Source organism: Nitrospirota bacterium, from assembly GCA_016214845.1.
GTDB lineage: Bacteria > Nitrospirota > Thermodesulfovibrionia > UBA6902 > UBA6902 > SURF-23.
The window spans coordinates 78451-100734 of sequence record JACRMS010000028.1 but is presented as its reverse complement, the minus strand read 5'-3'; the positions used below and the strand labels follow the sequence as shown (position 1 = coordinate 100734).

At 46.7% G+C, this 22284-nt stretch carries 19 protein-coding genes; 7 read left to right on the top strand and 12 right to left on the bottom strand.

What is annotated here, in order from left to right:
• Nucleotides 1-18: 18 nt before the first annotated feature.
• Together HZB61_09685 and HZB61_09680 are read right to left on the bottom strand one after the other, a co-directional pair.
• Nucleotides 19-1239, bottom strand: a complete 1221-nt coding sequence (locus tag HZB61_09685; GenBank protein ID MBI5056870.1) for an AmpG family muropeptide MFS transporter — start codon at nucleotides 1237-1239, stop codon at nucleotides 19-21.
• Nucleotides 1240-1261: 22 nt separating this feature from the next.
• The gene (locus HZB61_09680) at nucleotides 1262-1990 is read right to left on the bottom strand and encodes a DUF1460 domain-containing protein (GenBank protein MBI5056869.1); all 729 of its coding nucleotides are present in this window, start codon (nucleotides 1988-1990) and stop codon (nucleotides 1262-1264) included.
• 73 nt (nucleotides 1991-2063) lie between these two features.
• On the opposite strand from HZB61_09680, the gene HZB61_09675 reads away from it, so the two are divergent.
• Complete coding sequence (locus HZB61_09675) at nucleotides 2064-2972, top strand: hypothetical protein (protein ID MBI5056868.1); 909 nt, start codon at nucleotides 2064-2066, stop codon at nucleotides 2970-2972.
• Between the two features lie 272 nt (nucleotides 2973-3244).
• Entirely contained in the window at nucleotides 3245-4168 is a 924-nt protein-coding gene (locus HZB61_09670; protein MBI5056867.1) for an ankyrin repeat domain-containing protein, read from the top strand.
• 3 nt (nucleotides 4169-4171) lie between these two features.
• Here the strand turns inward: HZB61_09670 and HZB61_09665 are convergent, their stop codons facing one another.
• Together HZB61_09665 and HZB61_09660 are read right to left on the bottom strand one after the other, a co-directional pair.
• Nucleotides 4172-6445, bottom strand: a complete 2274-nt coding sequence (locus HZB61_09665) for an ATP-binding protein (protein MBI5056866.1) — start codon at nucleotides 6443-6445, stop codon at nucleotides 4172-4174.
• On the bottom strand, nucleotides 6438-7625 hold the full coding sequence (locus tag HZB61_09660; GenBank protein ID MBI5056865.1) for a hypothetical protein: 1188 nt from the start codon (nucleotides 7623-7625) through the stop codon (nucleotides 6438-6440). The genes HZB61_09665 and HZB61_09660 overlap by 8 nt, the downstream gene beginning before the upstream one ends.
• 320 nt (nucleotides 7626-7945) lie before the next feature.
• On the opposite strand from HZB61_09660, the gene HZB61_09655 reads away from it, so the two are divergent.
• A complete protein-coding gene (locus tag HZB61_09655; protein ID MBI5056864.1) occupies nucleotides 7946-8524 on the top strand; it encodes a hypothetical protein in 579 nt (192 codons plus the stop codon).
• Here the strand turns inward: HZB61_09655 and HZB61_09650 are convergent.
• Both HZB61_09650 and HZB61_09645 read right to left on the bottom strand, forming a co-directional pair.
• Nucleotides 8521-10149: a phosphomannomutase gene (locus HZB61_09650; GenBank protein MBI5056863.1), complete on the bottom strand. Its 1629-nt coding sequence runs from the start codon at nucleotides 10147-10149 to the stop codon at nucleotides 8521-8523. The genes HZB61_09655 and HZB61_09650 overlap by 4 nt on opposite strands.
• A 131-nt stretch (nucleotides 10150-10280) precedes the next feature.
• Nucleotides 10281-11756, bottom strand: coding sequence for a radical SAM protein (locus HZB61_09645; protein MBI5056862.1), 1476 nt, complete (start codon nucleotides 11754-11756; stop codon nucleotides 10281-10283).
• Between the two features lie 226 nt (nucleotides 11757-11982).
• On the opposite strand from HZB61_09645, the gene HZB61_09640 reads away from it, so the two are divergent.
• The gene (locus HZB61_09640; protein MBI5056861.1) at nucleotides 11983-12714 is read left to right on the top strand and encodes an RNA methyltransferase; all 732 of its coding nucleotides are present in this window, start codon (nucleotides 11983-11985) and stop codon (nucleotides 12712-12714) included.
• Here HZB61_09640 and htpG read toward each other — a convergent pair.
• Nucleotides 12707-14617 carry a molecular chaperone HtpG gene (gene htpG / locus HZB61_09635; protein MBI5056860.1) on the bottom strand — a complete coding sequence of 637 codons (1911 nt, stop codon included), beginning with the start codon at nucleotides 14615-14617 and terminating at the stop codon, nucleotides 12707-12709. The genes HZB61_09640 and htpG overlap by 8 nt on opposite strands.
• A gap of 231 nt (nucleotides 14618-14848) precedes the next feature.
• Here htpG and HZB61_09630 point away from each other — a divergent pair, with 231 nt between their 5' ends.
• Nucleotides 14849-14986 (top strand): hypothetical protein, encoded by a 138-nt coding sequence (locus HZB61_09630; GenBank protein MBI5056859.1) that lies wholly within the window; start codon nucleotides 14849-14851, stop codon nucleotides 14984-14986.
• A gap of 16 nt (nucleotides 14987-15002) precedes the next feature.
• Here the strand turns inward: HZB61_09630 and HZB61_09625 are convergent, their stop codons facing one another.
• The 5 genes from HZB61_09625 to HZB61_09605 form a co-directional block, all read right to left on the bottom strand.
• Complete coding sequence (locus HZB61_09625) at nucleotides 15003-15557, bottom strand: tetratricopeptide repeat protein (protein MBI5056858.1); 555 nt, start codon at nucleotides 15555-15557, stop codon at nucleotides 15003-15005.
• 67 nt (nucleotides 15558-15624) lie between these two features.
• On the bottom strand, nucleotides 15625-16446 hold the full coding sequence (locus HZB61_09620) for a ChaN family lipoprotein (protein ID MBI5056857.1): 822 nt from the start codon (nucleotides 16444-16446) through the stop codon (nucleotides 15625-15627).
• Nucleotides 16447-16450: 4 nt separating this feature from the next.
• Entirely contained in the window at nucleotides 16451-18472 is a 2022-nt protein-coding gene (gene ligA / locus HZB61_09615; GenBank protein MBI5056856.1) for an NAD-dependent DNA ligase LigA, read from the bottom strand.
• 19 nt (nucleotides 18473-18491) lie between these two features.
• The gene (locus HZB61_09610) at nucleotides 18492-18977 is read right to left on the bottom strand and encodes a CinA family protein (protein MBI5056855.1); all 486 of its coding nucleotides are present in this window, start codon (nucleotides 18975-18977) and stop codon (nucleotides 18492-18494) included.
• A 78-nt stretch (nucleotides 18978-19055) separates the two neighbouring features.
• Nucleotides 19056-20123: a response regulator gene (locus HZB61_09605; protein ID MBI5056854.1), complete on the bottom strand. Its 1068-nt coding sequence runs from the start codon at nucleotides 20121-20123 to the stop codon at nucleotides 19056-19058.
• A 203-nt stretch (nucleotides 20124-20326) separates the two neighbouring features.
• Between HZB61_09605 and HZB61_09600 the strand changes: the two genes are divergently transcribed.
• Together HZB61_09600 and HZB61_09595 are read left to right on the top strand one after the other, a co-directional pair.
• Nucleotides 20327-21319, top strand: coding sequence for an AAA family ATPase (locus tag HZB61_09600; GenBank protein MBI5056853.1), 993 nt, complete (start codon nucleotides 20327-20329; stop codon nucleotides 21317-21319).
• A gap of 88 nt (nucleotides 21320-21407) precedes the next feature.
• Complete coding sequence (locus HZB61_09595; protein MBI5056852.1) at nucleotides 21408-22283, top strand: DUF58 domain-containing protein; 876 nt, start codon at nucleotides 21408-21410, stop codon at nucleotides 22281-22283.
• Nucleotide 22284: the final 1 nt, after the last annotated feature.

Sequence of the window (22284 nt, the reverse complement as noted above, 5' to 3'; positions counted from 1 at the left end):
AAGGGCATAGAGTTGCTTTTATTTTTTTGAAGGCGGGGCAATTTTTATCAGAAGCAGCATCCCGGGAATTGCGATCAAAGTGCAAAAGACAAAAAAACTGACCCAGCCCATATTTTTCGCAAGATAGCCTGTAGGCGCGGACGCGATCACCCTTGGAATTCCCATGAGGCTGCTCAGAAGTGCATATTGAGTTGCGGTAAATTTCTTGTTCGTAATGCTTGCCATAAATGCGGCATATGCGGCAGTCCCCATGCCGCCGCTTAAGTTTTCAAAGGCAATTACGCAGGACAGGGCAGGGATGCTGTGCCCGATAAGACCGAGGACGGCAAATCCGGCTGTTGATATTGCCTGAAGAAAACCGAATATCCAGAGAGATCGGTTGATGCCGAAACGCAGCATCATTATGCCGCCTGTCAGACTGCCGATGATAGTGGCCCAGAAACCGAATATCTTGACGATTGCGCCGATCTCTGTTTTTGAAAATCCTATGTCGAGATAGAACGGTATAGTCATCGCGCTTGCCATGGTATCGCCTACTTTATAGAGGAGGATAAATACGAGAATCCAGAGAGCGCCTTCCCTGGAAAAGTATTCGATGAGCGGATGCAGCACAGCGTCTTTCAGGCTCTTTGGCGTCCCGGCGGAATTCACCGGTTCAGGCGTGAGCATAGTTGCCGCAACTCCGGGCAGCATACAGGCGGCCATGATCAGATAGACCATCTGAAAAGACATGTGGTCCGCCATGATAAGCCCGCCCCCTGAGGCAAGCAGCATCCCGACGCGATAACCGTTGACATACAGGGAAGAACCCAAACCCAATTCAGCATCCGTAAGGTCTTCCCGCCTGTAGGCGTCAACAACGATGTCCTGAGATGCGCTGAAGAATGTCACAAGCATCGCCGCAATGGCAACCATCCACGGATTCTTTCCGGGACTGGTAAGGCCAAGACATATGATCGAACAGATCAACGCAATCTGCGCGATCAGGAGCCAGCCCCTTCTGCGTCCTAAAAAGGGCAGGGTGAACCTGTCCATCACAGGCGCCCAGAGGAACTTCACCGTATATGGCAGGCCAACGAGAGACATTATTCCAATCACGGTAAGGTCAACTCCTTCTTCCTTCATCCATGCCTGTAAGACTGTTATTGTCAGAAGAAGGGGCAGGCCGCAGGAAAACCCCATGATGAAGCAGACGAGCATCCGGCGGCTGAAGATGGTTTTAAATATTGAATGACGCATTTATTAATTTAATAAATCCCCCTCATCCCTTTGCCCTCAATACAACTATTCCCGGTTTACCTGAAATATATTTCCTGAAATCCTCATCAACGACTTTCCTGTTCCTGGTTGATGAAGAGGCATGCCGGAAAAAAGCAGCGGCTTCCCTCTTAATAATAATTCCCACATGTGAAACATCCAGCCCCTGTTTCTCTGAATATATTCCGATATAGTCGCCTGTCTCAAGATTTCCGACAATAAAATCATCCACTGATTCCGAAGGAATATAAACAATTTCTCTTTCTCTAATCGGTATCCCCGGAAGATAATATGTGCCGTCATTTTGTTGGTTCAGCGCTTTGGTGATATGCCTGCTTTTTCCCGCGCCTGTTTTTTCAGTGACGTCCTCAACCAGATCAGGATTGAATTCTCTCCAGTCGGAGAAGAAGTGGTTCCTGTCCTCATAGGAGATCTTTCCTGATCTGTATCTTATTTTTCCAAGAGTGTCTTTGAATCCGGCGAATGTTTTTGAGGTCCTCATTGCCTCTATGTAATCAAGAAAGGTGAAGCAGTCAACTCCTTCGATATTGATTACAAAGACCTCTGGCGTATTTACATCCCCTATTAACGTCGCTTCTTTGTATTCGATACCGAGGAACTGCGCGGAGAGGAATTCTATTCTTTTGCCGACATCGTCGATCGCTGAAGATTCATTCAGCAGCCGGTCTAATTGTTCTTCCGTCCATATTCCCAGGATTATCCGCTCTCTCATTTTGCCGTCATCATTTTAACATGAACACTTTATTCAGTGTCTATACAAAAACAGACTGTGCTATCATATCGCAATGAAATTGATCGACATTCACACTCACGGGATCGGCGGGTTTGATACGCGGACTGCTTCAGAAGATGACATTCTGCAGATTGCAAAAATACACGGCAGCCACGGCGTTTCAGAGATCATTCCTACGGTTTATCCTTCCACGATTGAGGCAATGCGTGAAAATATGCTTGCGATCAAAAAGGCAATGGAGAAACAAACAGAAGACAGAAGACAGAAGTCAGTAGATAGTAGACAGGAGACGGAGGACGAAGAGAATAAATTGCAGGCCAAAATAATCGGGATGCATCTTGAGGGGCCTTTTCTGAATCCGATCAAATGCGGCGCGCTTGATGTGCAATCGTTTCTAAAACCGGTTGAATACAATCTGAGGAAACTCCTTGACGGATTCGAGGACGTTGTGAAAATAATGACCGTTGCGCCGGAGATTGAAGGGGCTTCGGGAATTATAAAGATGATAACCGGAATGGGGATCATCGTAAGTATGGGACATTCAGACGCGACATATTCCGAGGCAGAGGCCGGATTTAACGCAGGCGCGAAAGGCATCACTCACCTCTTTAATGCAATGCGGGGAATTCATCACAGAGAACCGGGGATTGCCGGTTTCGGGTTGATGAATAAGGAGATTTACGTCGAAGTCATCGCAGACCCTTTTCATCTTGACCAGAAGATGATCGAACTTATCTTCTCTATAAAGGACCCGGACAGGATCATCATTGTCTCAGACACAATTAAAGACGCGGAGTTAAAATTCCGTTCACAAGGAATACGGGACTGCGAAAATAAGCTTCTCGGCGGTTGCATGACAATTCACGAATCATCAGAGAGGTTAATACAGATTGGGTTAAACAGGGAAGTCGTGATGAAGGCTGTCTCGGAAAATCCGATAAGATATTTGCAGGTTAAATGATTGTTTTTATGAACCCGGGTGAGTGCCAGAATGGCAATGTGCCTGCCAATGTGGCAGGTAAATTGGATTTTGTTTTTTTGAACTATTTGATTTCTAAAGACATATTTTCTGGCAAATTATTTGCAGTTCTTATAACTAAATTAATATAAGTTGTTGTGGTATGATATTAATCATATTAAATAATGCTTTACAAAGCTAATGTGGTTAATGATAAAATAGACTATTCCAAATTAGGAAACCGTTTAAAATCAAACGGAGAAAGAGAGGCTATTATGAAGGAGCAGATCAGAAACGTAGTGCTAATAATCTGTATGGTTGTATTAGCTCTGGCAGGTAGTCCTGTTGTTTCATTTGCAGAAAATAACATAGATCTGAAGACTGCGGCGTTTGAGGGGCTTACCGATACGGTAAATTCCCTGCTTGCAAAGGGCGCCGATGTCAATTCAAAGGATTCTGACGGAGAAACAGCCTTGATGGCATCTTCACTTATTGGACATGCGAAAATAGTAAACACTCTGCTTGCCAAAGGAGCGGACGTCAATGCCAAAAATGATAATGGAGAAACGGCGTTAATGGCTGCGGCATTTACCGGGCAAACTGAGATCGTGAACATATTGATAGCAAACGGTGCTGATATTAATGCGAAAAGCAATAAGAAAAGTTCCGCCCTTATTGAAGCGGCTGTCGGGAACCACAATGATATAGTAAAAACTCTGATCGCAAAAGGCGCTGATGTCAATGCAAAGAACACTAACGGTGAAACACCTTTAATGCTTGCGGCATTAGCCGGCCATACCGGGGTAGTGAATACCCTGATCTCCAAAGGCGCTGACATCAATGTTGAAAATTGTAAGGGCAGAACAGCTTTAACTTACGCGGCGCTGAGAGGCCGTACAGAAACAGTTAATACGCTGATTGCAAAAGGCGCTAACGTTAACGGAAAAGACCTCTTTGGAGAAACAGCTTTAATGGCGGCGTCATTCGGAGGTTATACAGAGACAGTGAATACGTTGATTGCCAAGGGCGCTAATGTCAACGCAAAAGACAAAGAAGGCAGGACGGCCCTTGTTTACGCGGCAGCTAATGATAACACTGAATCAGCAAGCGCATTAGTTGCCAAGGGCGCTGAGATGACTGCGAAGAAGGCTGAGGGAAAATCAAAGATAATGTATGCGTCGCTTGTTTGTGAACGCTGATAATTAACTTTCTTTCTCAATTTTTTTATTTTTTGTATTTTTTATGAAATCGAGGTCTCTCTCGCTGCGCTCTGTTATTCTGGCCTCGACTTCTTCTTTGCTTACCCCCATTAAAATTCTATAGGCATTATATTTAGTTTTGCAGAAGAAGATATCAAAGGGGTCCTTCTTGTCTTCCGTCCTGAAAATCCTGATGCCGGGCACATCTTCGTTCTGAATGTATTCAAACTCCATATTTATAAGCAGCGGCTCGATGTCGTGCTTGTTCTGCCACGGGATACACGCGCCTTCCATCGTGAGGTCAATATCCATTATAGATCTTACCTTTTCAGTAACTCCTCCCACCGGCAAAATTATTTCGCCGGTCAGGGACCCTGTTATGCCGTACTTCTGACTTACGGGCTGTTGTATGTAATCCGATATCAAACCGATGTTCATTGCTACAGAAGCGCTGTCGCCTTCCACCCCGCCGTGAGCCTGAATGTATTCGATATGCATCTCATACCCCGCATAAGGCGCCCCGACCTGGCGAAGTAATTTTTTAATCGAGGCCCTGACATTTTCCGCCGCCGCCTTTGCAATTTCTCCAAGCTTTCCCGGCGCGGTGATTACGTCTGAGCCGCCGACAGTGATCTGGCAATGAATAGGCAGCGGCTGTCCGAACATCTGTCCGCTTGAAACGGAATGAGTCACCGCAAGCCCTACGACATAACCTATTGAATCCGTCATGGAGGATATGTATTTCTTCAGGTCTTTTTTATGTTCTGTTATTTCTTTGGAAATTGCGCCCTCGAGACTCAGGTGTTCAGCCAAAGCGCTCCTGACATGACGAGGTTCCACAAGGTCCGAATTCCCGCTTATTGCCTCAAGCTCCGCTGTCTTTATGATCCCGTTGACCGGTCTTAATATGCAGCTTAATTTGCCGTCGGAACTCCTGCACCGCAGTTCCTTTACGATCTCAGCAACGGCATCACTTGTGAACTCACGCACCTTCAGCTTGTAATCAAGCGGCAGTTTCTTTCCGTAGATCTGCTCGCATCTTCTCCTTACCCCGGTGTGTCCTTCTTTTTCCATCACAGCTCCCCACGTATTTTCAAACTCCCTGCCGAGGTTGTCTATTTCCTGTTTTATATACTGCACAACCTGCGCAATGTTCTCCCTTGTTTCCGGGACAGCGCTTTCCATGTGTATGATCTCGCCTTTGTCCTCTATCCTGCTGAGGAACGCCCCGTCACCTTCTTCCTGAAGATATTTCAATGTGTCGTGATTGCAGCAGGCGATGACAATGTTGTCGGCCCTCAGATAATTCTCCGTCCTGTCGGCGGCGCCGCTGCCTGTGTTGCTGCCCCCCTCGAGGATATATTTTTTGTTCTGCATTATCTCAAGAAGGCCCGGCATGTAGCCTTCTTTTATCAGTGTCTTTAGCTCGTCGATATAGATAATAGGCGCCTTTGCGTGCGCCCCGATATAGGCCCTTTTGTGTATCGGCGTGTGCAGGTTGCCCGACTGGTAAGGGTCATGCCTGAAACCGCCCTTCATGTTTTTTGAATTAGGCTCGGATATCCTTATCATGAGGTTCGTGTCTTTCCTCGGGTCATGCAGTATCTCCGGTACCATGTCCGTCAGATGCTTGGCGTTCACTGATTTACCGTGCTGCATTTCCTGCTGTATCTTCTCCTGCACTTTGTGGTTGTTCTCCTGCATGAACATGAATATGGCGCCTATCCCTGATATGCCGGTTATGACAAACGCGGGAGGGAAAAAGATCCCCGCGACGACACTCACTCCTGTGGTCCATAACAGTATTGTTTTTACCTTGCTGACAGACTTGATCTGACTTTCGAGCGAGAAATCCTCAAAGCTGTTTTTTGCGTCCTCAATGGCGTTGTTCACCATAGAGATGAAATTCTCCACCTTTTCAGGCTCCGCGTATGCGATGCGCATATGGTTCTGGTCTTTACCGGGATATGCAACAATTGATTCCTTCGGCCTGATGTAATCTCCCAGTGATTTGTCGATGACACTGTTAAACAGGTCGGCCAGCAGTGACTTCCCTGTGCCGGGTTTTCCGACCAGGAGCAGGTGGCCCTTGTTCTGCGCGATCTTCCTGATGGCTTTTTTTGCCTTGTCCTGGAAGACCACTCTTTCGATTGGGTCATCGGGTATCTTGACCTGGGAGGTGTCTTTAAAAGAACTCAGGTCCTGCTGAAGGGTCCGGGGATATGACATCAGCTCTTTTATCCACTTGTAATCCTCGTCCCTGTAAATGCTATACATATTGAAACCCTCTCATAGAATCCAGCAGGTATAACTTCCCCACGTCCGATGGCGGGGCTTTTTTGTCTATCTCCGAGTATAAAAGCGGCAGTTTGTTCTTTATTGATTCAAGCGCCTTCATATCATGAAGCACGGAGATGTTTATGAACAGTTTTTGCTTTTCAGTCCCGTCCTGCGGCACATAATTGAACGAGACCACCCTCTGGTGGTTATTTAAGATATTTGCGATGGCCTCTTTCTCATCCTGTTTGATGTCATACATGCCGAATACTTTGCGGTATGTCATGGGGAGATGTTTTTCGGAGTATTCATGTTCCAGCTTTTCAGAGAAAAACAATTTCAGCGGCTTTGCCTCTCCTTTAACGCAGAGCGCAAGGGCCTCCCGCAGCTTGGAATCTGTTTTGACGGACTGTTCAAAGACATGCATGAAATTTACAAGTGAATTGTCTTCGACCCAGTACTCCAGCTTGTAACCGGCGTCGAGCACGCAGTATCTGGGGCGGTTATTTTGTACAAACTTTATCAAGCGGTAATAATTGTGCGTATTATACGCACGAAAATTAAAACCCCTCATCTCAAATAATCCCCGTGACAGATAAACTTTACCGAGAACGACCCTGACCTTCCTGGATATGGACTGTTTGATATAATTTATCTTGTCATTTATGTTCCCCTGCAGGTTCAACTGGTAGCGGTTGGCGCCGATGTCCTCGCATATCGCTGTTATATCCTCTATTGCCGCGCTGTCCAGCTTTTCAAGTTTTTTCTGGACCGGGTCATAGGGCCTGAGTAAATCGCTGATCTTTACGAAATGCGCGTTGAGGTCTTCATCCGTAAAGGCAGGCGTGCCGATCTTTGACTTAGACGTGATCTCTTCTATATTGGGGATGTCGCTGTCGGGAGATGCCTTTTTTCCGGGCAGGATCTTCTTGACCAGACGTTTTATACTGCCGGATGAAGAGCTGCGGTAACGCACCTTGCAGCCGACAACTTTTTCGTCTATTGCTACCTGTCCCGGATTGAGTAAATACCTTGCCAGTTCTGAGATCTTGTATTCCGTGACCAGTTTTGAAACAGGCTCTTTACATAGATTGCTCAGGTCCAGATTGGCAATTCTGCCCTCGGAAATTATCCATATATCGGCTGTCTTTTTCCCTTGCATGTCCTCGGTAACTTTCATTTCATGTAATTTTTATAAAGCAAGGCAATGCGTCACCTTTCTTATATCGGCTAATACGGTGAAAAAATTAACACCGGAGGATAAAAAATTTAAATCAACAGAATTCCTCGAAGCTCTGCTTATTGTTCTTGTCTGTCATTCCCGCGGTCTGTTGAGCGGGAATCCAGAGTCTTGTCATAGGGCACTGGATTCCGGCTTAAGCATGTCCTCGAAGGGAGTAATCGGGGAGACCGCCGGAATGACGGAATCGAGTAATAAAACATAAACAGGCCCCCTCAAGTTTTCACATCGAAATACGATAAGATAATCAGAGGTTGATCATGTTGAAAAGACCTGACATTGAAGCTGACCATCCGCTAAGAAAACTCTTCAGGAACGCCCTTGAGTACGGGTTTGAATTAAATCCCACGGACAAGATTGAAGTTGCGTATTACATTGAAGAGCAGATACTTTGTGAATTCCTTCTGTTTGACAGCTTCTACAAGATCAGGGACTCCGAGGGTGGAATCGTTGAAGATATGGCTGATATGCTTGCGGAGGGAGATGTCCTTATGAACGCGCAGAGTTTTGACCGCGAATTCGAGGTCCACAAACACATAGGCGATTATACGCTTTTTATGTTAGGCATGTTTCCCACTGCGCTGACCGGCAGGAGAGGCAAGGAGCTTTTATTAGGCAGTGTTATTGTGCCGGGTTCAAGCCTTTCCGATCTCTACATACTGCAGGGCCAGCGTTCATACAGGATCGCATCTGAATTCATGCACAAGGATCTGTTCATGGAGCTCTCCATGAACTTTCAGAAGTACCGGGCCATTATCGAACTTGTAAGGACCTACCTCGAATCCCTGAGAAACAGCAGGTCCCTCAAGGCCAATAATATTATCGGCGGGACAGGCTAAATTCCAATCGCCTTTCTGGTCATTCTCTCCGCTGTAGCGAACACGGCCTTCTTCCCATCCTCTGTCCTGGCTTCAATATAGAATCTTACCTTGGGCTCTGTGCCTGAGGGACGGATCATGAGCCACGAGCCGTCGTCAAAGACCAGTTTGGTGCCGTCCACGGTTATGACATCTTTAACGGTCCGCCGCGTCCCGTTTATATCAACCGCTGTTCCTTCTTTATAGTGTTCCCTGATCACGGAGAGTTTTTTCAGAAGCGGTTCCCCGGCCAAGGCCCTGTCAACTTCAATTCCAGAACGGTCGGGATAGTAGTGTCCGAATTCATCCATGATGTCATTTAGATAATCGCTCAGGTTCTTTCCGGTGACGGCCAGCATTTCAATTGCGAGCAGGATGCCGAACAGGGCGTCCTTTTCCAGCGTGTGATTGTATCCTGAAATACCGTCTGATTCCTCAAAGACAACAATCGCCCTCTCAGGAGCATTCTTGATCATGTACGGCCGGAAATTTTTAAATCCTACCTTTGTCTCCCTGAGCGGGATGCCGAGCTTCTTTGTAACAGCGTTGACGAGATTGCTTGTTCCCACAGACTTGACCGCTACGCCCGGAAAGCCTTTGTGCACGTGGAGGAAATGCAGCGCCATAGCGCCGAAATAATTCATGGGGATCTTCATCTTCGCATCCGCATGGCGTATCCGGTCGCCGTCGGGATCGAGAATGACGCCGAGTTTGAATTTTGCCGGACTTTCCTTCATGACTTTTTCAATCCCAGCCATGTTTTTATCGGAAGGCTCAGGTGCAACACCGCCGAAAAGATAATCGTCCTCGGTCCGCAGATATTTTATTTTACCGCTGTCCCCGATTATCCTCTGGATCCGTCCCCTTGTAGCGCCGTGAACGTTGTCAACGCAGATGACGCAGTCTTCCTGTTTCACGAAATCCCGTATCTTCTGAATGTCGAGGGTCTTCCTCTCTGATATGAATTTGATATACAGGTCCGTGAGGTCTATCTTCTCAATTTGCTGGGGCTGAACTGTTTTAAGCACAGGCGCTTCGTTCATCATACTGTTGGCGATCTCTTCGATCCTTGACGTGATCTCAGGGCCTGCCGGGCCTCCGTCAGAGGGATTGAATTTAAAACCGCCGTAATTTGACGGATTGTGAGAAGGGGTAAGGTTGATCGAACACGCGGCCTTCAGCATCTCGATGCCCGCTGAAAATTCAGGCGTGGCAGCCTCGCCGGCGTACCAGGTTTTTATTCCTTCCTTTTGAAGAAGCCCGATGACCTCCATCGCGAAATCCCTGCCAAGAAACCTGTTGTCATGGCCAACAATGACGCCCTTCTTTTTAATCTCTTCAAAACCCTCAACCCCCATCGCCTGCATGACAGAAGGCCCGTTCTCTTTAAACATCCTGATAATCGCTGAGGTCACGATCCTTACATTATTGAAAGTGTAATCAGTGCCTATCTCTCCCCTCCAGCCGGATGTGCCGAATACCACCTTTGTCGGGGCGGTATTTTCACGCGCGAATTTTTCAATGACCGGCAGCAGCCCCCTGTTTTTTGAAGCATCGGCCAATATCGCCTTCCAGCATGAGGCGGCATTATTAAAAGTTTGAGACATCAAAGCCCTCCCGTAATTTTAAAAATAAATATAGTACATTATATCTAACTTTTCGGCAAAAGATAGCACAACTTAATTGAATCAATAAGCTGAAGGGGATCTTAATGCAAGGTATTATTATTTGCTTGTCCTCATGACGTATACGCATAGTCATTGTATGCCATTAATGTCAGGACCGTTGATATCCTTACCCGCTTTTGAAAAACCTTCGGCAGTATCCTGAGAAGAAACCGGGACCTTTTCAGGTTGAGGGAAAACAGCAAGCTGAAAAGCCTGACGGCAAATAGAAGACGGTATTTAAACTTTATAGGGTCTTTCTCGTTGGAATGTTTCCAGAAATCGATGCCCCAGTAATACGTCAACTTGTTATATATGGAATCAAATGAGTAAACGTGTCTTATCACTCTCCGGTGTCCCTCTAAGAGTTCTTCCGGCGTCAGCAGGGAAGGGGAAAAAACAACGTTCTTTGCGTCGTATTTGCTCCAGTCCTTATGGATGATCCTTCCTTCTTTTTCAAGGCGGCTGAACAGCTTTGTGCCCGGAAACGGCGTGAGGATATTTATCAGCGGCATCAACAACCTTGAGCTGTCGATAAAGTCCATAAGCTCATCAAAAGATGATAGGGTATCAAAATCATACCCCAGGATGAAAGACCCCTGGACCAGTATCCCGTAGGACTGTATCTTCTTTATCGCTTCCGCAAAATCATGCTTCCGGTTGATCCCCTTGTCCATGCGGGACAGGTTTTTTTCAGATATGGACTCAAGCCCGATCAGTATCGCGCCGCACCCGCTCTCTTTCATCAATGCAAGAAGCTCGTCTTCTTTTGAAATATTAATTGACGCCTGGCACGACCAGTTGAGCTTGTACGGTCTTAAGGCTGTAAACAGTTCACTTGCAAATTTCTTATTTGCGATGATATTGTCGTCGGCAAAGAATATGGACTTCTTCTTATAGCCTGCAACCGGACCGCTTAGCGTCTTGATCTCCTCGATGACCTGTGCAATTGTTTTGTTTCTGATCCTCTGCCCGTCAAAGGCATGAACAGAGCAAAATTCGCAATGAAAGGGACACCCCTTTGTCGTCTGGACAATATTGGCGAGATATCTGTCTGCTGAAAGGGCTGACCTGTCCGGGACAGGGAAGGCCGTCAGATCAACTGTCCTGCCGGCTTTATATGTTCTTTCCAGGTTTCCATTCTTGGCATCCGCTAAAAGTTTTTGCCAGATCTCTTCAGCCTCTCCGATCACTACCGTATCGCAGTATTGGAGGGCCTCGTCAGGGCACATTGACGGGTGAATGCCTCCCAGCACAGTCCTGACGCCTCTTTTCCTGAAGTTCTCGGATATGATGTAAGCCCTGTTAGCAAACATTGTCCTGACAGTTATCCCGGCTAAATCCGGCGCCCAGTCATAATCAATGTCTTCTATGTTTTCATCAAAGACCCTTACCTCGTGTTCAGGCGGAGTTAAAGCAGTTAGCGTGGGAACAGCCAGAAGATATGAAAAGCTTTTTTTTGAAAGCAGGAACGCGGAAACAAATTTCAGATCGTAAAAACTCTTTTCGTCTGCGGAACTGTTCCTTGGAATAATCAACGCTATTTTCATCTTATATGAATTGCCTCCGGGCTAATAGTTGATACACTGTATCACGGTTGGTCAAAATTAAAAAATGCGATGCTTTCTGTTTTATCTAATGAAAGCAATTATAAACAATAATCTAAAAATCAGGAAATTTACAACTGTGTCCGGCTTGCTTTCCTTGACATAGTTGAATACTTTGCATTAATTTGGATAAGCTTAATGCTCTTAAAACAAGTTTCCGGAGGACCCATTGACTAAAAACAGGATGTATTTATACGGGAAAAATTCAATCTGGGAGAGGCTGAAGGCCGACCCTCAAAGCATAAGAAGAATATTCGTGCAGGACAATTTCGATGCCCCGCATATTATGAAGCTCATGAAAAGTGAAGCCATTCCAGTTACTAAAGTGACTGAGAAAGATTTGCTTAAGATCAAACGCGCAGATCGCCTGCAGGGCATTGTCGCCGAGGTAAACAAATATGCCTACACTCCTTTTGAGAAATTATTGGGCCTCCCAGAAAAAGAACGTCTGTCATTTATATTTCTGGACAGTCTGAACGACCCTCACAATTTAGGTTCGATCATGAGGATTGCCGCGTGTTTCGGCGGGTTCGCTCTTGTCATCCCTCAGCACAGCTCCTGCGAGGTCAACGAGACAGTCATACACGTTGCCTCCGGCGGTGAAAATTTCGTCCCTGTATCCTTGGTGACAAATCTTACGACAACTCTTATAGAGGCAAAGAAGGCGGGCTACTGGGCTGTTGGCACTGTCGTTGAAGGCGGAGAGGACATCAATAGAGTCTCTTTACCGTTTCCGATATGCCTGGTATTAGGCTCGGAGGGGACAGGCCTCCGCTATGGCATCCAGAAGCACCTTGATCTGAAGATCACACTCCCGATGAGAGGCGCTCAGCTTTCATTCAACGTCGCCATGTCCTGCGCGATCTTCGCCCACGAGATAGCAAAGCAGAGGATTAAGTAGCCCTCTCCGCGTCTTTTACCATCAGCCTTGTAATTGCGCTTGCAAAAGCTGCCGGGTCTTTGGGCTTTGAGCCTTCAAGCAGGAGCGCCTGGCCGTAGAGGAGTTTTATATATTCTTCGAGGGCAACGCTCTTCTGGTCTTTTTCAAATAACTTGTTCATCGCCTCGAATAGGGGATGCGACGGGTTGATCTCAAGTATCCGCTTGCTTTCGGGGACAGTCTGCCCCATTTGCCTGAGAAGTTTTTCCACCTCGGGGGCCATGCCTTCTTCATCGGCAACAAGACAGCAGGCGGTGTCTTTCAACCTGCCTGAGAGCCTGACGTCTTTCACCTCGTCCTTCAACTGGTTTTTGATAAGCTCAAGGAGCACGCTGAATTTCTTTTTCGCCTCTTCTGTTTTTTCGTCGGACTTCTCAAGTTTGATGTCGCCTTTGATGACGGATTTTATCTTCTTGCCCTTATACTCGTGCAGGTTGCTCATTATGATATCGTCAACCTCTTCAAGCATGACGAGCACTTCATAGCCTTTGGCATTGAAGGCCTCAAGGTACGGCGATTTCATAACCTCGTCACGCGAGGTACCTGTGATATAGAAAATATCTTCCTGCCCCTCTTTCATGCCCGCGATATATTCCTGAAGTGTTGTGTACGTGTCAGCGGGTTTTTGTGTAGACTGAAACAGGAGCAGGTCGGCGATGGCTTCCTTTCTTGAAAAGTCATAATGGATGCCTTCCTTCAAAATCCTGCCGAATTCTTTGAAGAACGTGAGGTACTTTTCATATTCATTCTTCTTCATCTCGGCAAGCGTGTCGAACACCTTTTTAGTGATGTTCTTGTTTATAATCTCAACCTGCCTGTTATGCTGGAGCATTTCTCTTGATACGTTCAACGGCAGGTCCGATGAATCGACCACGCCCTTTACAAACCGCAGGTAGAGCGGGACCAGCTGCTCGCAGTGGTCCATTATCTGGACCCTCTTTACATAGAGGGCGGGGCCGATCTTGTAGTCTTTGTAGTAAATATTAAACGGCATTACTGACGGGATATAAAGAAGCGCGTTGAATTCAGAAGTCCCTTCCGCCTTAAAGTGAATTACTTTTGCCGGGTCTGTAAAATCATGGCTGACGTGTTTGTAAAATTCATTGTATTCGTCTTCAGTGATAGAGGATTTGTCTCTGAGCCAGATGGCCTTTCCTGAATTTAAAGTCTCCTCTTCCCTGACTTTGACCTTCTCGCCTTTTTTCAGGTCGCTTTCCTTTTCCCGTTCGATGTCCATGACAACGGGGTGCTCAATGTAGTCTGAATATTTTCTGATGACATCCCTTATCTCCCATTCATCAAGATATTTTTTTTCATCCTGTTTGAGGTGCAGGATGACGTCCGTTCCTTTTTTCTCTTTCTCCACATCTTCAATTGTAAAGGTCCCATCGGCAACGGATTCCCACATGACACCGCTTTTACTGTCAATGCCTGCCTTCCTTGAGATGACAGTGACTTTATCAGCAACCATGAATGCGGAATAGAATCCCACGCCGAACTGTCCGATGAGTTCAGGGTTGTCTTTTACCTCCTTGCTCTTCAATGCGGCAAGAAATTCCCTGGTCCCAGAGTGGGCAATTGTCCCAATCGCCGTGATCATTTCTGCTTTTGTCATGCCGATGCCGTTATCGCTCACCGTCAGTGTCCCGGCAGCTTTGTCTGCCGTAATTTTTATTTTCCATCCGGCATCGTTTTCCATGATGCCGCTGTTTGTCAGAGACTCGTAGCGCGCCCTGTCAATCGCGTCAGACGCGTTGGAGATAAGCTCCCTCAGGAATATCTCCTTGTGGGAATAAAGGGAATGGATCATTAAGTCAAGAAGCTCTTTGACCTCTGTCTTGAATTCAAGATTCGTCTTTGTCATTTCGATATGTACCTCGCTGATAAAATTTTTTGGGAATAACTTTATTATGCTGTTGTATATTTACCACATTCACTGGGTATAAATACCATAGCGGCAACGCCGTAATGGCAAAATTTTACAGCTTGTGCCAAATTTTGTCCATTAAGGCAATGAAATTTCTTGCAGTTATATTTAAAATCAACATGTTTTTTCTGGCATAGCAATTGCAATATTCATATCAGGAGGCGCAAAATGGTCGCTCTGAACAGTTGTGAAGTAATAGACGAATTAAAGAAGCTCGGAATAGAGATCACCGAGGATCTCCTTGAATATTTGAAGGAGTATTCAACGTATTACAACGAAACACTTTCTGGGGACGAAAAAAAATAGAAAAATTTTCAGCGGCTTATTTCAGAGAGCCGAGTATCCGCATAGCTTCCTGTCCCATATCGGTTTGGGGATTCAGCTCAGCAGCTTTTCTTAAAGCAGTTTTTGCCTCATCATTTCTACCCGTTGACATAAGGATAAAGCCGAGGCTCAACCATACCCTCTGATAGGACGGCGCAATCTGTGTCCCTTTCTTTAAGGCATTTATCGCATCATTAGACCTTTTCAGGTAATGAAGGGCAAGGCCCATATCATTATAGGTATCAACATCGTCAGGGTTCTTTTGCAGGGTCTTTTCGTAAATTTGAACAGCAACATCATATCTGCCGCTTTCGAAATATTTGTCGCCAAGCAGCGCAAGTTCTTTCGGGTCCTCAGGCAATTTATCCAGTTGCACAGGAGGCTGCGTCATTGAATCCGTTAACGGCCCGGACGGAGCAGTTTTTCTTTGCGCGCTGTCAACTGCGGGTGTTTCTGACTTATGGTTTGATGTGGTAACGGCAAAGATGACCATGCCGATTATCAATATTAAGACAACGGCAACTGTCCACTTCTTATAATTTTCAGCTGGCATTTAATAAAATACATTTTTTAGGGTTGTAAAGTCAAAAGCATGAAGGTGATGTTCGCTGCGTGATTTGCTAATACCAGATGTAATCGGCGACTTGTGAATCAGGGTCCCTGTTTATCATGTCCCGGATTTTGGCCGGCATGAGCGATTTAAAAGGGACTTCCACATGCTTTTGAAGCATGTGTGGAACGGCGATCTTTGACGCGTGCATCATTCCCGTGAGTACCACCACCGTGGAGTTGTCGTCCTTATTAAGAATTTTTGAGATATTGAATGCCATGATCGCATCCCTCAGGCGCTGCCCGTCGCAGAGAAAGGGCATCCCGGATTGGTGGTATTCCCGCTCCCTGAAATATCCCAGTACCCCGGCATATTCGGGATTTGCGGAGCAATCAGAGAATTTTATTTTTTGAAGGAGCTCCTGGTGAACGGTCTTTACGCCATTCTTTGATGCATTGGCAATTAGCGCCTTGTCAGCATCGATGCCAATGACTGGAATGCCCATTATCCTGGCAAAATCGAATATGTCCTCATATGCATCAAAAGGCAGGCGCACAGTGTTCCTGAACAAATCCTCAAAATCTTTTTTACCGAGATAACCCCCGATCCATCTATCAAGTATATCCTGCCGGGAGGCTGGGAATATTTCTACGGCTATCGAGAGGTCCTTTCTCATGTTATGAATGTGCTTAATGACTTGAAACTCAACTTCCTGGCTGGCTTTGTCCGCGTGAAGCTCTCCGACAAATATGACTCTCTGGTCTTCGATCTGTTTGAGGGTTTCATCTAAAGGGAAATCAGTCCCGGAGTCAACAGCCACAAAATGTTTAGGAACAGTGGAGCAGGCGCATAATGTCAGCAGGATGAAGTAAAGAGAGTATCTTCTCAGCATTTCTCTAAGACCTCTCTTCAATTATCTTTAATAATTCGTCAAAAGAAATTATCTTGACGCCGAGGGATTGGGCCTTCTTGAACTTCGAGCCGGGGTCTTCACCAAGCACGAGATAATTCGTGCTTTTTGAAATCGAGCCGGAGGCGTGTCCGCCATTCTGTTCAATGAGTTCTTCAACCTCATTTCGCGGCCTCGGCAATGTGCCTGTGATTACAAAAGTAAGCCCTTCGAGGGGACGCTTTGCTTCCTTCTCTTTTGAAAAATCCGGGTTCGATATGGTTACCCCCAAAGATTGCAGCGTCCTGAGAGTATGGAGGTTCTCAGGGTCATCAAAGAACAGCGCGATTGAACCGGCTATCTTTTCCCCCATCTGCTTTATCTCCACGATCCTTTCAGGTTTTACATGATACAAATCCCCGATGTTCTCAAAATTCCTTGCAAGGAGTTTCGCAGCGTACTCGCCGACGTGGAGAATGCCTAACGAATAAAGAAAACGCGCAAGCGTTGTGTGCTTGCTCTTTTCAATTGCGTCCATAAGGTTCTGCGCGGATTTTTCCGCAAACCTCGGAAGCTCAAGTACGTCTTTTTTTTTCAACCTGTATATGTCAACGAAATGTTTTATGAGGCCTTGTGAATAGAGGAGTTCGACATTCTTTTCCCCAAGCCCCTCGATATCCATGGCGGCCCTTGATACATAATGTCCGATGCGCTGCTGGACCTGAGCGGTACAATTCAATCCGATACAGCGGAATGCCACGCCTCCCTCATCCCTTTCAACCGCGGACCCGCATACAGGACATTTATGCGGCGGAGGGAAATGTTTTTCTTTGCCTGTCCGTTTTTCCTGTATCACTGAGACAACGTGAGGGATGACATCACCCGCGCGTTCAACTACAACGGTATCGCCGACCCGGATGTCTTTTCTCTCGATCTCGTCCCAGTTATGAAGAGTGGAACGGGATACGGTGACGCCGCCAATTCTGACCGGTTCAAGAAACGCGACAGGTGTAATTGTCCCTGTCCTTCCCACGCTTGCGATAATTTCATTTATCTTTGTGATGCCCTGATGCGCCGGGAATTTGTAAGCTGTTGCCCATCGCGGCTCTCTTGTTTTCATGCCGAGCGCCTTCTGCAATTCAAAGTCATTGACCTTTATCACTGCGCCGTCAGCTTCAAATGAAAACGTACTTCTCTTCTCCTCGATCTCTCTGATAACTTCTATGACCTTATCTGCTCCAGTTACAAGCCTTATCATTGACGGGACCGGGAAACGTGCTTTCTCCAGCCATTTAATGAACTCCCACTGGCTTTTGAAAGCAATCCCCTTTGCGGCCCCGATGCCGTAACACGCGAGGTGGAGTTTCCTTTTTGCCGTGATGGAAGAATCAAGCTGCCTGATGGAACCGGCAGCGGCGTTCCTCGGGTTGGCAAATGCTGGTTCGCCCACTTTTTCCCTCTCCCTGTTAAGCGCCTCAAATTCTTTAATGTCCATAAATATCTCTCCGCGAATATCAATCTCAGCGGGGACCTCAACTTCTTCAATCTTCAGAGGCACGGCCTTCACAGTCTTGATATTTTGCGTAACGTCCTCTCCCTCAAAACCATCGCCCCTTGTTGATGCCTTGTATAAAATCCCGTCTTTATATGTCAGCTCCATAGCGAGCCCGTCATACTTCGGCTCGACCGTGTATTCAATTTCTTTGTCCGACTTGAGAAATCTCTTGACCCTCTCGTCAAACTCCCGCACCTCATCATGTGAAAAGGCATTGTCGAGCGACAGCATCGGCTCCGTATGTTTTACCTTTTCAAACCTGTCAAGCGGCGGCGCGCCTACACGCTGGGTGGGGGAATCAGGGAGAACGTAATTATATTTTTCCTCAAGCTCTTTCAGGTGCCGGTACTGCTTATCGTATTCCGCATCGGAGATTGCAGGCGAATCAAGCACGTAGTAGAGGTAGCAGTGGTAGTTGAGGTCTTTGACGAGCTTTTCTATTTCGTGTTTTATATTTGCCGGAATCGTTTCCATTCGCGGTAATATTGTAGCATTAAATTGCCTCCGTCAGCCTGAGCAGCAGCTTCAACGCCTCCAGAGTGGTCTCTTCCATATTCTCCAGCCTGTCTCCCTTCAGTCTCAGTTCACGCGAGAAGGTTTCTTCTTTACAGCTTGCGGCGATGTAGATCAGCCCCCGGTCTTTTCCTTCAAGCATGGCGGGGCCGAGGTTGCCTGTGGTGGAGACGGAGAAATCAGAAGCGGCTATCCTGCGCACACTTTCCGCCATCTCCCGCGCCGTCTTTTCAGTGACGACTTCGGACTCAAGGATCGTTTGGAGCGAGATGCCGAGGAAGGTCCTTTTAGCATCATCTGAATAAGAGACTATCCCGGCCTTGAAAAAAGCGCTTGCACCAGGAAGGCTTGTAATACAATGACTGATGAATCCGCCGGTGCAGGACTCAGCCGCAGAAAGGGTCCATCCTTTCCTGAAAAAAATCTCATGCACTTTTTCAACAGCTTCCCGGATCTCCTGCTTCATGGTGTAAATTGTAGCTTAAATTGGGCGATTTGTATATCCAGGATGGATCGCACAGGGCGATGGTGCTGCCTCGACCTACTAACTGTTTGAATGGTACACTTCTTCAAATCTTGAAGACATTTTAATAAACGCGTTCCACACATCAGGATCGAAATGAGTTGGCTTTGTCCTTCCGTCTCCTTTTGTTATTATGCTGACGGCTTGTTGATGATCCAAGGAAGGCTTATAAGCCCTTTCGCTCCTTAACGCATCGTAATGGTCCACGAGACATACGATCCTGCCTTCAAGCGGGATCTCCTCGCCCTTTAAACCGATCGGGTATCCCGTGCCGTCCCACCTCTCGTGATGGGTCAGGGCTATAGATTCCGCTGTCTGTAAAACAGGGTGCGAGGAACCCGACAGGATCTTTTTGCCATGAGTGGTATGCGTTTTAATAATTTCAAACTCGTCAGGCGTAAGGGGCCCTCTTTTTAACAATATATTATCAGCTATTCCGATCTTGCCGATATCATGCAGAGGACTTGAAAATTTTATCGTGTGGGTAAAATCTCCGGGCATTCCAAGGGCAACTGAAAGCACTTCCGCAAGGATCCCCATCCTGGCCACATGCGCGCCTGACTCGGTGTCCCTGAATTCAGCCACGGTCGTTAAACGCATAACAATGTCCTTGCTGAGGGTTTCCGACTGCTCCATCATGAATTCCAGCTCTCTTGTCCTCTGCCGGACCATATCTTCAAGATAAAGTTTGTAGTTGTCCTTGAATTTCAGAAAATTACGATGCTGGACGGCCTTTTTTACAGAGTACAAAAGGTAATCAGGATGATAGGGCTTTATAATAAAATCAAAAGCTCCTCTTCTGATCGCATCAACTGATACATTCAGATCGGCATACGCGGTCATCATGATCACGGGTAACTGGGGATTAGTGTCATGTATTCTTTCAAGCAGTTCAATCCCTGAAACTCCCGGCATCTTGAAATCAGTCAGAACGAGATCGATATGTTCCGACATTTTATCCAGCGCCTCCTCCGCGGTTTCGCATGAAATGACCGAATAATTTTGCGCTGCAAGTATCTGCGAGACAGAGTCAAGCACTTGTAAATCATCATCTACAACAAGGATTGTACTTTCAACCTTTGAGCCCATGTTTCAATGCCTCCCTCATTTAATAAAATTATCAGGGAAAGAGGTTTGAGTTGAAGACAGTCCCCTCTTTTCCCGGTTACTTACTGAAATCTTATCACCTGTTCAGGCGCTTGTAAATATGCGGGATGCTTGAATGAATTGTGCCGCTTCTTTTATAGTTATATGGATTGATCAGAACTATTTAAAGGAGGCCAGTTTTTATGATGGACGGCGGAATAACGGCGCTAAACGAAAAGGTGCGCGAGGAGAGCGCATTTGTGCAAAACCTCATTTCGGAGTTTGAAAAGTCTATAGTGGGACAGAAGTATCTCATCGAAAGACTTCTTGTCGCGCTCCTGTCAAACGGCCATATTTTAATAGAAGGGGTCCCCGGCCTTGCCAAGACGCTCGCGGTAAAAGTTCTGTCCGGCTCTATAAGGACAAAATTTCAGCGGATCCAGTTTACCCCCGACCTTCTTCCCGCCGACCTGGTAGGCACGCTTGTTTATAATCCGAAAGACGGGACATTCACAACAAAAAAAGGCCCTGTCTTCGCCAATATTATTCTTGCCGATGAGATCAACAGGGCGCCCGCGAAAGTCCAGAGCGCGCTTCTTGAGGCGATGCAGGAGCGGCAGGTCACCATAGGGGGAGATACATTCCCTCTTGATGAGCCGTTTATGGTGCTTGCCACGCAGAACCCCATTGAGCAGGAAGGCACTTACCCCCTGCCTGAGGCGCAGGTTGACAGGTTCATGCTCAAGATAAACGTCACGTATCCCACTATTGAAGAGGAACACAGGATAATGAAGCGCATGGCGTTTACCAACAAGAACATCGCGGTGAACGCGGTGGTCGGACCCGAGGACATTCAGCGGGCGCGGAACGTCGTGAATGACATTTACATGGACGAGAAAATCGAAAAATATATTCTCGATATTGTGTTTGCCACGAGGGAGCCGAAAAAATACAGGCTGAATGAACTCGACGGCTTGATCCAGTACGGGGCTTCACCGCGCGCCAGCATATATCTGAACATCGCGTCAAAGGCTTACGCGTTTATCCAGGGCAGGGGATACGTCACGCCGCAGGATGTCAAATCCATCGGCCCTGATGTCCTGAGGCACAGGGTCATCGTCAGCTACGAAGCCGAGGCCGAAGAGAAGACGTCCGATGATATTATCAAAAAGATATTTGAGGAAATAGAGGTGCCGTAACGAATCAGGCACAAAGGAGCAAAGGCACAAAGACTATTAATACACTTTGTGCCTCTGTGCCTTTGTACCTTTGATCCTTGATATATAAATGATCCCTAAGGAAATACTCAAAAAAATACGCAGGATACAGATAACCACTTCACGGATGGTCACGGACGTATTTGCCGGGCAGTACCATAGTGTGTTCAAAGGCAGGGGCATGGAGTTCGAGGAGGTCAGGGAATACCAGCCCGGCGATGACATCCGCTCGATTGACTGGAATGTGACCGCGCGAATGGGGCATCCTTTCATAAAGAAATTTATGGAAGAGAGAGAGCTGACCATCATGCTTCTCCTGGACATGTCGGGGTCCTCGTTTTTCGGAACGGTCAAGAAACTCAAGAGGCATCTGTCCGCTGAATTGTGTTCCCTGTTAGCAATTTCCGCAGTTAAAAATAACGATAAGGTCGGGCTTATTATCTTCACCGATAAGATAGAGAAATTCGTGCCTCCAAGGAAAGGGCTGAGCCATGTGCTCAGGATAATCAGGGAGGCGCTGTATTATGAGCCGGAGGAAAAGGGCACAAATATTACCGCTGCGCTGGAGTATCTTAACAGGGTCATAACACGCCGCACGATCACTTTTGTGATCTCGGATTTTTACGCGAAGGATTACAAAATGTCTTTGTCTACCGCCAATAAACGGCATGATGTTGTTGCCATCTCAGTTACAGACCCAAGGGAAATTGACTTGCCGGACATAGGCATTGTGCGCCTTGAGGACGCTGAGACGGGTGAGAGTAGCCTGCTTGATACATCAAGTTTCGCATTGAGAAATGAGTATCACGCAAACGCGGTCAAGATGTTTGAGGAAAGGCGGAAACTCCTGCGCTCGATAAACGTTGACCACATAGACATCCGCACGGACGTCCCTTATGACAGGGAGCTTTACAGATTTTTCAGGATGAGGGAGCGGAGGATTTAAT

Excerpts from the sequence above, each read along its gene's own strand:
- HZB61_09605 (MBI5056854.1), bottom strand. The coding sequence starts at position 20,123 with ATGGGCTCAAAGGTTGAAAGTACAATCCTTGTTGTAGATGATGATTTA.
- htpG (MBI5056860.1), bottom strand. The coding sequence starts at position 14,617 with ATGACAAAGACGAATCTTGAATTCAAGACAGAGGTCAAAGAGCTTCTT.
- HZB61_09630 (MBI5056859.1), top strand. The coding sequence starts at position 14,849 with ATGGTCGCTCTGAACAGTTGTGAAGTAATAGACGAATTAAAGAAGCTC.
- HZB61_09665 (MBI5056866.1), bottom strand. The coding sequence starts at position 6,445 with ATGTATAGCATTTACAGGGACGAGGATTACAAGTGGATAAAAGAGCTG.
- HZB61_09610 (MBI5056855.1), bottom strand. The coding sequence starts at position 18,977 with ATGAAGCAGGAGATCCGGGAAGCTGTTGAAAAAGTGCATGAGATTTTT.
- HZB61_09650 (MBI5056863.1), bottom strand. The coding sequence starts at position 10,149 with ATGTCTCAAACTTTTAATAATGCCGCCTCATGCTGGAAGGCGATATTG.
- HZB61_09655 (MBI5056864.1), top strand. The coding sequence starts at position 7,946 with ATGTTGAAAAGACCTGACATTGAAGCTGACCATCCGCTAAGAAAACTC.
- HZB61_09670 (MBI5056867.1), top strand. The coding sequence starts at position 3,245 with ATGAAGGAGCAGATCAGAAACGTAGTGCTAATAATCTGTATGGTTGTA.
- HZB61_09680 (MBI5056869.1), bottom strand. The coding sequence starts at position 1,990 with ATGAGAGAGCGGATAATCCTGGGAATATGGACGGAAGAACAATTAGAC.
- HZB61_09595 (MBI5056852.1), top strand. The coding sequence starts at position 21,408 with ATGATCCCTAAGGAAATACTCAAAAAAATACGCAGGATACAGATAACC.
- HZB61_09685 (MBI5056870.1), bottom strand. The coding sequence starts at position 1,239 with ATGCGTCATTCAATATTTAAAACCATCTTCAGCCGCCGGATGCTCGTC.
- HZB61_09600 (MBI5056853.1), top strand. The coding sequence starts at position 20,327 with ATGGACGGCGGAATAACGGCGCTAAACGAAAAGGTGCGCGAGGAGAGC.
- HZB61_09675 (MBI5056868.1), top strand. The coding sequence starts at position 2,064 with ATGAAATTGATCGACATTCACACTCACGGGATCGGCGGGTTTGATACG.
- ligA (MBI5056856.1), bottom strand. The coding sequence starts at position 18,472 with ATGGAAACGATTCCGGCAAATATAAAACACGAAATAGAAAAGCTCGTC.
- HZB61_09620 (MBI5056857.1), bottom strand. The coding sequence starts at position 16,446 with ATGCTGAGAAGATACTCTCTTTACTTCATCCTGCTGACATTATGCGCC.
- HZB61_09660 (MBI5056865.1), bottom strand. The coding sequence starts at position 7,625 with ATGAAAGTTACCGAGGACATGCAAGGGAAAAAGACAGCCGATATATGG.
- HZB61_09645 (MBI5056862.1), bottom strand. The coding sequence starts at position 11,756 with ATGAAAATAGCGTTGATTATTCCAAGGAACAGTTCCGCAGACGAAAAG.
- HZB61_09625 (MBI5056858.1), bottom strand. The coding sequence starts at position 15,557 with ATGCCAGCTGAAAATTATAAGAAGTGGACAGTTGCCGTTGTCTTAATA.